Source organism: Achromobacter sp. SX5 (assembly GCF_056711425.1).
Map to the genome: position 1 here is coordinate 2,145,297 of NZ_CM160041.1, position 11,539 is coordinate 2,156,835.

At 68.4% G+C, this 11,539-nt stretch carries 6 protein-coding genes; all 6 read left to right on the forward strand.

Annotated elements, in window-relative coordinates; all coding sequences use genetic code 11:
- The first annotated feature begins 26 nt into the window (after positions 1–26).
- Positions 27–2,339 carry an ATP-dependent Clp protease ATP-binding subunit ClpA gene (gene clpA, locus AC1M14_RS10160; protein ID WP_168202101.1) on the forward strand — a complete coding sequence of 771 codons (2,313 nt, stop codon included), beginning with the start codon at positions 27–29 and terminating at the stop codon, positions 2,337–2,339.
- 18 nt (positions 2,340–2,357) lie between these two features.
- Complete coding sequence (locus tag AC1M14_RS10165) at positions 2,358–3,674, forward strand: paraquat-inducible protein A (RefSeq protein WP_479731523.1); 1,317 nt, start codon at positions 2,358–2,360, stop codon at positions 3,672–3,674.
- Between the two features lie 58 nt (positions 3,675–3,732).
- Entirely contained in the window at positions 3,733–5,394 is a 1,662-nt protein-coding gene (locus AC1M14_RS10170) for a PqiB family protein (protein ID WP_102772166.1), read from the forward strand.
- Positions 5,395–5,399: 5 nt separating this feature from the next.
- Complete coding sequence (locus tag AC1M14_RS10175; RefSeq protein ID WP_209165319.1) at positions 5,400–6,062, forward strand: PqiC family protein; 663 nt, start codon at positions 5,400–5,402, stop codon at positions 6,060–6,062.
- Positions 6,063–6,239: 177 nt separating this feature from the next.
- Complete coding sequence (gene putA, locus AC1M14_RS10180) at positions 6,240–10,061, forward strand: trifunctional transcriptional regulator/proline dehydrogenase/L-glutamate gamma-semialdehyde dehydrogenase (RefSeq protein ID WP_479731524.1); 3,822 nt, start codon at positions 6,240–6,242, stop codon at positions 10,059–10,061.
- A gap of 236 nt (positions 10,062–10,297) precedes the next feature.
- Positions 10,298–11,443 carry a branched-chain amino acid ABC transporter substrate-binding protein gene (locus AC1M14_RS10185; RefSeq protein WP_102772163.1) on the forward strand — a complete coding sequence of 382 codons (1,146 nt, stop codon included), beginning with the start codon at positions 10,298–10,300 and terminating at the stop codon, positions 11,441–11,443.
- Positions 11,444–11,539 lie beyond the last annotated feature (96 nt).

The window sequence follows — 11,539 nt, forward strand, 5'->3', positions numbered from 1 at the left end:
CCGCTTCGATGCGTCACGGAGGAAGCGTGATTTCCCAAGAGCTTGAAGTCAGCCTGCATATGGCTTTTGTCGAGGCCCGTTCGGCCCGGCACGAATTTATTACCGTCGAGCACCTGCTGTTGTCGCTGCTCGACAACGCTTCGGCTGTCGAGGTTCTGCGCGCCTGCGCCGCGAACCTGGACGAGCTGCGCCGCAACCTGCGCCAGTTCGTCTCGGAAAACACGCCCGTGATTCCGAGCGGCGCCGAAGTAGACACCCAGCCCACGCTGGGTTTTCAGCGCGTGATCCAGCGCGCGATCATGCACGTGTCGGCCGGCGGCACCGGCAAGAAGCCGGTAACCGGCGCCAACGTGCTCGTGGCCATTTTCGGCGAAAAGGATTCGCACGCCGTGTACTACCTGCAGCAGCAGGGCGTCACCCGGCTCGACGTCGTCAACTTCCTCTCGCATGGCATTACCAAACAGCCCCAGGTGGAGTCCGCCGCCGTGCAGAAAGAGCAGCAGACCAATGGTGAAGACCAGGGCGACTCGCGCCAGTCGCCGCTGGACCAGTACGCGACCGACCTGAACGCGGCCGCGCTGGCCGGGCGCATCGACCCCCTGATCGGGCGCGAGCACGAAGTCGAGCGCGTGATCCAGGTGCTGTGCCGCCGCCGCAAGAACAATCCGCTGCTGGTCGGCGAGGCCGGCGTGGGCAAGACCGCCATCGCCGAGGGCCTGGCCTGGCGCATCACGCGCGGCGAAGTGCCCGAGGTCCTGCAGGCCGCCCAGGTCTATTCGCTGGACATGGGCGCGCTGCTGGCCGGCACCAAGTACCGCGGCGATTTCGAACAGCGCCTGAAGGGCGTGCTCAAGCAGATCCGCGGCAATCCCGACGCCATCCTGTTCATCGACGAAATCCACACGCTGATCGGGGCCGGTTCGGCCTCGGGCGGCACGCTGGACGCGTCCAACCTGTTGAAGCCGGCCCTGTCGTCCGGGCAGCTCAAGTGCATCGGCGCGACCACCTATACCGAATACCGCGGCGTCTTCGAGAAAGACCACGCGCTGTCGCGCCGCTTCCAGAAGATCGACGTGCCCGAGCCCAGCGTCGAACAGACCGTGCAGATCCTGCGCGGCCTGAAGAGCCGCTTCGAGGAACATCACAGCGTGCGCTACTCGGCCGCGGCGCTGTCGGCCGCCGCCGAACTGTCGGCGCGCTTCATCAACGACCGCCACCTGCCCGACAAGGCCATCGACGTGATCGACGAGGCCGGCGCCGCGCAGCGCCTGCTGCCTCGCTCGCGCCAGAAGAAGGTGATCGGCAAGGTCGACATCGAAAACATCGTCTCCAAGATCGCGCGCATCCCGCCGCAGTCCGTCTCCAACGACGACCGCAGCAAGCTCGCCACGCTGGAGCGCGACCTCAAGACCGTGGTGTTCGGCCAGGACAACGCCATCGAGGCCCTGTCGGCCGCCATCAAGATGGCGCGTTCGGGCCTGGGCAAGCCGGAAAAGCCCATCGGCGCCTTCCTGTTCTCCGGCCCCACCGGCGTGGGCAAGACCGAAGTGGCCCGCCAGCTCGCGTTCACGCTGGGCGTGGAGCTGCTGCGCTTCGACATGTCGGAATACATGGAACGCCACGCCGTGTCGCGCCTGATCGGCGCGCCTCCCGGCTATGTCGGGTTCGACCAGGGCGGGTTGCTGACCGAGGCCATCACCAAGCAGCCGCACTGCGTGCTGCTGCTCGATGAAATCGAAAAAGCGCATCCGGACGTGTTCAACATCCTGCTGCAGGTCATGGACCACGGCACGCTGACCGACAACAACGGCCGCAAGGCGGATTTCCGCAACGTGATCCTCATCATGACCACGAACGCGGGCGCCGAGACGCTGAACCGTCCGTCCATCGGCTTCGCCAACTCGCGCGTGGTCGGCGACGAAATGGCCGAGATCCGCCGCATGTTCACGCCCGAGTTCCGCAACCGCCTGGACGCGATCATCCCGTTCGCGGCGCTGGACCGCGAGATCATCCTGCGCGTGGTGGACAAGTTCCTGATGCAGCTCGAAGACCAGCTGCACGAGCGCCGCGTGGAGGCTGTGTTCACCACGCGCCTGCGCGATCATCTGGCCAAGGAGGGTTTCGACCCGCTGATGGGCGCGCGTCCCATGCAGCGCCTCATCCAGGACACCATCCGCCGCGCGCTGGCCGACGAGCTGCTGTTCGGCAAGCTGGTCGAGGGCGGCACGGTCACGGTGGACCTGGACGACGAAGGCAAGGTCACGCTGAGCTTCGACGACAACGGCAAGCCGCCGTCCTCGGACGCGCCGGACAAGCAGGAAGTCGAGCTCGTCGACTAGGGCAACGCAACCCCCTCTATGACCGCGGACCGCCAGCCGCTGATCGAGTGCGAACACTGCGCGAGCATCTATCGCCGGCATCAGCTCGAACCTGACGAGACTGCCAATTGCGCCCGCTGCGGCGCCACCCTGTGGCGCTACAGCGGGCTTAGTTTGTCCAATTGGCTGGCTCTCGCCATCGCCGCCCTGATCGTGTTCGGGGTGGCCAACGCCTATCCCGTCGCGTCCATGTCCGTGCAGGGCATGACGCAGCAGGCCTCGCTGCTGGACGCCATTTCCATCACCTGGCGCCAGGGGCACTGGGTGGTGGCCGTCATGACCGGCCTGGCCGGCTTCGCGTTGCCGCTCTTGCAGCTGGGAGTGCTGCTGTGGGTGCTGGGCCCGCTCTCGCGGGGCCGCGAGCCGTTGGCTTTCCGTCCTGCCATGCGCTTGCTGGGTATCTTGCGTCCCTGGTGCATGGTGCCGGTGTTCCTGCTCGGCGTGCTGGTGGCGGTGGTCAAGCTGGCGGGCATGGCGGCCGTGTCCCCCGGGATCGGGCTGGGCGCTTTCGGCATACTCACCATCCTGCTGACCATGCTCGGGCGGTTGTCGCCGCATGCGCTGTGGCGCTACGCCGAAGACACCGGCGTGGTGCCGGTGCACGTGCCGCAGGCCGGCCCCGACCGGGTGCTGACCGGCTGCCACGTCTGCGGCCAGGTGCAGGCGCTGCCGCGCGAGGCCGACCCCGAGGCGCTGCATCATTGCGTGCGCTGCGACGCGCTGGTGCACCACCGCAAGCCCGACCATCTGGCGCGCACCTGGGCGCTGCTGCTGGCGGCCATCGTGTTCTACATTCCCGCCAACGTGCTGCCCGTCATGAAGGTCAGCTCGGTGCTGGGCGACAGCGCCCACACCATCCTGGGCGGCGTGGTCGAACTGTGGGAGATGGGCTCCTGGGACATCGCGCTCATCGTCTTCATCGCCAGCGTGGCGGTGCCGCTGACCAAGCTGCTCGCGATCATCCTGCTGCTGCTCACCGAGCAATGGCGCAGCACCACCAACCTGCGTCCGCGCACCCGGCTCTACCAGATGGTGGAATTCATCGGCCAGTGGTCCATGCTGGACGTGTTTGTCGTTATATTGCTGGCGGCGCTGGCGGATTTCCAGGGCCTGATGGAAATCAGCGCGGGGGCGGGCGCGGCGGCCTTCGGCGTGGTGGTGATCCTGACCATGCTGTCGGCCATGAGCTTCGACCTGCGCCGCAGCTGGGACCTGGAAACGCAAAGTGAAATAGAATCGGCGCCGGTCGAAAGCCGGCGCCGCCCGACGGCTGGCGCGGGCCAGGAAACGGGCTAGGAAATTGGGCGGGGACGGGGGCCGACCCTCGGCTCCTCCCACTAAAAAGGAAGAATAGATGTCCGAGCAAGCACCCGGATCGGGCGAGGAACCGTTCGCTTCGCCCTCGATCTCGCGCAAGCAGAAAAGCCGCGTCTCGTGGATCTGGCTGGTGCCCATCGTGGCCGCGCTGATGGGCCTGTCGCTGGTCGTGCGGACCTGGATGCAGGCCGGGCCGGACATCTCCATTTCGTTCAACACCGCCGAAGGGCTGGAAGTCGGCAAGACCCAGCTGCGCTACAAGGACGTGACCATCGGCACCGTGCGCGCCATCGGCTTCAACGAAGACCGCAGCAAGGTGGTGGTGCGCGCCGAACTGGCCAAGGAAGTCTCGGACCTGGCGCGGGAAGGCACCAATTTCTGGGTGGTGCGCCCGCGCCTGGACGTCAGCGGCGTCTCCGGCCTGGGCACCTTGCTGTCGGGCGCCTACATCGGCGTGGACGCCGAGGAAGGCAAGAACGGCAACAAGGCCACCAAGCTGGAATTCGAAGGGCTGGAAGTGCCGCCCGCGGTCACCCACGACCGCGCCGGCAAGCGCTTCAAGCTCAAGGCGGCCGACCTGGGGTCGCTGGACATCGGCTCGCCGGTCTATTTCCGCCGCATCAACGTCGGCCGCGTCATCGGCTATGCCCTGGACCAGACCGGCAAGGCCGTCAACGTCGAGGTGTTCGTGGACGCGCCCAACGACAAGTTCGTCACCAACGCCACGCGCTTCTGGAACGCCAGCGGCGTGGATTTCAGCGTCAACGCCGACGGCCTGAAGGTGCGCACCCAGTCGCTGGTGTCGATGGCGATGGGCGGCGTGGCGTTCGAGCCGGTGCTGAACACGCGCGATTCCGGCACGCCGGCCGCCGACGATACCGAATTCGAACTCTATCCCACCGAGACCGCGGCCAAGGCCAACCCGGACGGCGAGGCCTTCCCGATCCGCCTGCGCTTCGACCAGTCGATCCGCGGCCTGACGGTGGGCGCGCCCATCGATTTCAGCGGCATCACGCTGGGCAACGTCACGCAGATCAACCTCGATTTCGATCCGCAGGCCAAGCGCTTCTACTCGCTGGTGGACGCCACGCTGTATCCGGAACGCCTGGGCCGCGTGTTCGACGAGGTGCGCGAGCGCGCCGTCCAGAACGGCGACGTGGCCGGCAACCGCCTGCTGGGCAGCATGATCAAGCACGGCCTGCGCGCCCAGCTGCGCACCGCCAACCTGCTGACCGGCCAGCTTTACGTGGCGATGGACTTCTTCCCGAACGCCAAGCCGGTCGAGTTCGTCGATTCCGAGCCGGCGCAGATACCGACCGTGCCGGGCAACCTCGACCAGCTGCAGCAGCAAGTCAGCAACATCATCGCCAAGGTCGAGAAGATTCCGTTCGACAAGATCGGCGAAGACCTGCGCGCCACGCTGGCCAGCACCTCCAAGCTGATGGGCCGGCTCGACAAGCAGGTGGCGCCCGAGGCGCAGAAGATGCTGAAACAGGCCAGGGATTCGATGGCGCAGATCAACTCGCTGCTGGCCTCCGACTCCTCGCTGCCGGTGAACACGGAGCGCGCCATGCAGGAGCTGGGACGCGCGGCGCGTTCGCTGCGCGCGCTGGCCGATTTCCTGCAAGCCAACCCCGAGGCCCTGCTGCGCGGCCGCGGTCCAGACCCGATTCCAGGCGCCGGTCCTGTCAGGAACTGATACCCATGAATAGACGCCCATTCCGCTGTACCCGCCCGCGCGCGGCCCTGTCCTCGCTGCTCCTGTCGGCCGCGCTGGCGGGCTGCGGCGCCTCGGCGCCGGTGAACTACTACACGCTACAAGGCCCGGCCGCGCCGGGCGGCGCCGGCGCCGGCGCTTCCGCTCCCTACCTGATCGACGTGCAGCCGGTCAACGTGCCGACCCAGGCCGACCAGCCCCAGCTGATGGTGCGCACCGGTGACGGCAGCCTGTCGGCGCTGTATTCCGAGCGCTGGAGCGCGCCGCTGGGCGACGAACTGCGCGGCGCGCTGTCAGACGCGCTCAAGCGCGAGCTGGGCGCGCTGGACGTGCAGATGGTCAAGCCCGGGCCGGGCGCCGCCACCTGGCGGGTGCAGACCGACGTGCAGCGCTTTGAACTGGTCTCTGGCCGCATGGCGCAGCTCGACGTCACCTGGCGGGTGCGGCCGGTCAACATGAAGGGCACGGGGCTGCTGTGCCGCAGCGTGGTGACCGAAACCGTGGCCGACGCCGGCGTGCCGGCGCTGATCGCCGCGCAGCAGCGCGCCGTGGCCGCCCTGGGCGGGGCCATCGCGACGGCCATCCGGGGGCAGACCCCGGCGGGATCGGGCGCGGTCCAGATGTACGGCTGTTCGGCGCTCAAGGACTGACTCCCGGATTTTTCCGAAATCCGGTAGTTCTCAAGCGGTTAACCTAGGGTTAACCGCAATATATGCGCGGTTGCAACCTGTCTAGCATACGGTTCGAATCCGGCTCCAGTCCGGTTCCACTCCCAGGGCCCGGTCGGGCCCGAACGAACTCTGCCCTGTGACAGGAAGCAATCTCTCATGGCCAGCACGACCCTAGGCGTCAAAGTCGACGACGCGCTGCGCGACCGGCTCAAGGCCGCCGCGCAAAAGCTCAACTGCACCCCGCACTGGCTGCACAAGCAGGCGATACTCGCGTACCTGGACCGCATCGAGCGCGGCCAGCTGCCGGCCGAGATGTCGCACCTGGGCGCCGACGGCGACGGCGAGGACGAGTCGGGCGACGGGCACGCCGCGCCCACGCCGCCGTTCTACGAGTTCGGCCAGGACGTGCAGCCGCAATCGGTGCTGCGCGCGGCCATCACGGCGGCCTACCGCCGTCCTGAACCGGAATGCGTGCCGCTGCTGTTGGGCCAGGCGCGCATGCCCAACTTGGAAAAAATCCACGCGATGGCCGCCGACCTGGTCAGGAAGCTGCGCGGCAAGCGCAGCGGCGGCGGCGTGGAGGGGCTGATCCAGGAATTCTCGCTGTCCAGCCAGGAGGGCGTGGCCCTGATGTGCCTGGCCGAGGCGCTTTTGCGCATCCCCGACCGCGCCACGCGCGACGCGCTGATCCGCGACAAGGTGGCGCGCGGCGACTGGAAGTCGCACATGGGCGGCTCGCAGTCGCTGTTCGTCAACGCCGCCACCTGGGGCCTGATGATTACCGGCAAGCTGGTCGCGGTCAGCAGCGAGCAGTCGCTGTCGCACGCGCTGACCCGCCTGATCGGCAAGGGCGGCGAGCCGCTGGTGCGCAAGGGCGTGAACATGGCCATGCGCATGATGGGCGAGCAGTTCGTGTCGGGCCAGACGATTTCCGAGGCGCTGGCCAACAACCGCAAGATGGAATCGCGCGGTTTCCGCTACTCGTACGACATGCTGGGCGAGGCCGCCACCACGGCCGAGGACGCCGAGCGCTACTACGCCTCGTACGAGCAGGCCATCCACGCGATCGGCAAGGCCGCCGCCGGCCGGGGCATCTATGAAGGCCCGGGCATCTCGATCAAGCTGTCGGCGCTGCATCCGCGCTATTCGCGCGCCCAGCGCGAGCGCGTCATGGCCGAGCTGCTGCCGCGCGTCAAGGCGCTGACCCTGCTGGCGCGCAGCTACGACATCGGCCTGAACATCGACGCCGAGGAAGCGGACCGCCTGGAAATCTCGCTCGACCTGCTGGAAGCGCTGTGCTTCGAGCCGGAGCTGGACGGCTGGAACGGCATCGGCTTCGTGATCCAGGCCTACCAGAAGCGCGCGCCCTTCGTCATCGACTACGTGATCGACCTGGCCCGGCGCAGCCGCCACCGCGTGATGGTGCGGCTGGTCAAGGGCGCGTACTGGGACACCGAAATCAAGCGCGCCCAGGTCGACGGCCTGGAAGGCTATCCGGTGTACACGCGCAAGGTCTACACCGACGTGGCCTACCTGGCCTGCGCCCGCAAGCTGCTGGGCGCGCCCGAGGCGGTGTACCCGCAGTTCGCCACGCACAACGCCTACACGCTGGCGGCCGTCTACCACCTGGCCGGCCAGAACTACTATCCCGGCCAGTACGAGTTCCAGTGCCTGCACGGCATGGGCGAGCCGCTCTACGACGAAGTGGTGGGGCCGCTGGCGCAGGGCAAGCTGAACCGCCCGTGCCGCATCTACGCGCCGGTGGGCACGCATGAAACCCTGCTGGCCTACCTGGTGCGCCGCCTGCTGGAAAACGGCGCCAACACCTCGTTCGTCAACCTGATCGGCGACGACAGCATTCCGGTGGAGCAGCTGGTGGCCGATCCGGTCGAGGCCGCCTCGCGCATCGCGCCGCTGGGCGCGCCGCACGAGAAGATCCCGCTGCCGCGCGAACTCTACGGCGATCCTCAGGCCGGCGCGCGCGCCAACTCCGCCGGCCTGGACCTCAGCAACGAGCACCGCCTGGGCTCGCTGTCGGCGGCGCTGCTGGCCAGCGCCTCGATGCCGTGGCGCGCCGCGCCCATGCTGGGCGAGGGCGGCGAGACCTGGGACGCGACCCGCGCCGTCGAGGTCCGCAACCCCGCCAATCTGCGCGACCTGGTGGGCCACGTCATCGAGGCCAGCCCCGAAGAGGCCGAGGCCGCGCTGCGCGACGCCGCCAACGCCGCGCCCATCTGGCAATCCACGCCGGTGGCCGAGCGCGCCCAGTGCCTGCGCCGCGCGGCGCAATTGCTGGAAGAGCAGATGCAGACCCTGCTGGGCCTGATCGTGCGCGAAGCCGGCAAGTCGCTGCCCAACGCCATCGCCGAGGTGCGCGAGGCCGTGGACTTCCTGCGCTATTACGCCGACCAGGCCGAAAGCGAATTCGACAACGACACGCACCGCCCGCTGGGCACCGTGCTGTGCATCAGCCCGTGGAACTTCCCGCTGGCCATTTTCACCGGCCAGGTCGCGGCCGCGCTGGCCGCCGGCAACACGGTGCTGGCCAAGCCGGCCGAGCAGACCCCGCTGATCGCGGCCCAGGCGGTGGCCATCCTGCGCGCCGCCGGCGTGCCGCCCGGCGCCGTGCAGCTGCTGCCCGGCCGCGGCGAAACCGTGGGCGCCCAGCTGGTGGCCAGCCCCGGCGTGCGCGGCGTGATGTTCACCGGCTCCACCGACGTGGCGCGCATCATCTCGCGCACGCTGGCCGAGCGCCTGGACGACGCCGGCCACACCATTCCGCTGATCGCCGAGACGGGCGGCCAGAACGCCATGGTGGTCGATTCCTCCGCGCTGGCCGAACAGGTGGTGTACGACGTGCTGACCTCGGCCTTCGACTCGGCCGGCCAGCGCTGTTCGGCGCTGCGCGTGCTGTGCGTGCAGGAAGACAGCGCCGACCACGTGCTGACCATGCTGCGCGGCGCCATGCGCGAACTCAGCGTGGGCAATCCCGACCGGCTGTCGGTGGACGTGGGACCGGTGATCGACGCCGAGGCCCGCAACGGTATCCAGCGCCACATCGAAACCCTGCGCACCGCGGGCCACCGCGTGGACCAGGTGGAGCTGAACGGCGAATGCCGCCACGGCACCTTCGTGCCGCCCACGCTGATCGAGATCGACGACATCGGCGAACTCACGCGCGAAGTGTTCGGCCCGGTGCTGCATGTGGTGCGCTACAAGCGCGACGAGCTGGACGGCTTGCTCGAGGCCATCAACGGCACCGGCTACGGCCTGACTTTCGGCGTGCATACCCGAATCGACGAGACCATCGCGCACGTGACCGGCCAGGTCATGGCGGGCAACGTCTACGTCAACCGCAACATCGTCGGCGCCGTGGTGGGCGTGCAGCCCTTCGGCGGCGAGTGCCTGTCCGGCACCGGCCCCAAGGCCGGCGGCCCGCTGTATATGTACCGTCTGCTGGCCACCCGTCCGGCCGGCCTGCCGCCGGCGCTGGACGCCTCGGCGCCGCTGCCGCAGCGGCTGGCGCTGCCCGGCCCGACCGGCGAGACCAATACCTACGTGGTCGAGCCGCGCGGCGCCGTGTATTGCGTGGCCGCCACCGAGGCCGGCGCGCGCGCCCAATGGTCGGTGGCCCGGCTTACCGGCAACCATGCCTGGTTCGCCGATACGCCGGCCGCGCAGGCGCTGCTGCAGAGCCTGGACGCCGAGCAGCGCGAACGCGCGGGCATCCTGGCCGACGAAGACGTGGACCAGGCCGACTACCAGGCCGTGCTGTTCGAAGGCGACGGCGACGCGCTGCAGGCGCTGAACCGGCGCATCGCGCAGCGCCCCGGCGCCATTCTGTCGGTGCAGGGCCTGACGCCGGACGCGATCGCGGCGGGCGCGGCCTACGTGCCGGAACGTCTCCTGGCCGAGCGTTCCGTCAGCGTCAACACGGCCGCGGCCGGCGGCAACGCCAGCCTCATGACCATAGGTTGACGGCCGGAGAGGGCCTTTGGACATCCAAGGGTTATCTCCAATATCGGGCAAGGTTGCACTGGAAGCAAAATCCGGTCGCACCGCAAATCCGGATGTCGCAACCCGGCATCCGGACGCAACAAGCCAGGCAGGCGCAGCGTCCCGCCACCCTCGGGACCTGCCTCGTAAAAAACCAGAAACCTGGCTAAAAGCTCAGGTATAACAAGGTCTAACGTCCGACACACCGGAGGATACCCATGAAGTTCCGCACCACTTTGAAGCTCGTCGCCGCCAGCCTCGCCGCCGCCGGCATGGTCGCCGCCGCGCAGGCCGCCGACATCAAGTTCGGCTTCGCCGCGCCGCTGACCGGCCCGCAATCGCATTACGGCGAGGACATGCAGAACGGCCTGAACCTGGCCCTGGAAGAGGCCAACAAGAAGGGCATCAAGGTCGACGGCAAGCCGGCCACCTTCGTGCTGGTGTCGCGCGACGACCAGGCCGATCCGCGCGTCGGCGTGCAGGTCGCCCAGCAGCTGGTCGACCAGGACGTGGTCGGCATCCTGGGGCACTTCAATTCCGGCACGACGATCCCGGCTTCGCGCGTCTACCATGACGCCGGCCTGCCGCAGATCGCCATGGCCACCTCGCCCGAATACACCAAGCAGGGCTACGAGACCACCTTCCGCATGATGACCAGCGACACCCAGCAGGGCGCCGCGGTCGGCAAGTTCATGGTCGAGAAGCTCAAGGCCAAGAAGATCGCCATCATCGACGACCGCACCGCCTACGGCCAGGGCCTGGCCGACGAGGTCGAGAAGGCCGTCAAGGCCGCCGGCGGCCAGGTCGTGCGCCGCGAGTACACCACCGACAAGGCCAACGACTTCACCGCCATCCTGACCAACATCAAGGGCGCCGCGCCCGACGCGATCTTCTACGGCGGCCTGGACGCGCAGTCCGGCCCCATGAAGCGCCAGCTCGCGACGCTGGGCCTGAAGGCGCCGCTGGTCTCGGGCGAAATGACCCGCAGCGACACCTTCATCAAGCTGGCCGGCGACGCCGCCGACGGCACCTACGCCTCGCTGGCCGGCGTGCCGCTGGACAAGATGGCCGCGGGCAAGGACTTCGCGCAGCGCTACGAAGCGCGCTTCAAGAAGGCGCCCGGCGTCTACGCCCCGTACGCCTACGACGGCGCATGGAACATGATCACCGCCATCGAGCAGGCCGGCTCGGCCAAACCCGAGAAGTACCTGCCGGCGCTGGCCAAGCTCAACCGCAAGGGCGCGACCAGCGAGCACATTTCCTACGACGCCAACGGCGACCTCAAGGAAATCTCGGTCACCATCTACGAAGTCAAGAACGGCAAGTGGGAGATGGTCGAGACCATGGTCAGCCAGGCCAACTGACGGCTGCTGACCGGGGCGGACGCGGCCGGGCCGCGACCGCCTCTTCATAAGCGCGCGCCCCGCGGCGCGCGCTGCGCGGCGACGCGGCGGGCCCGA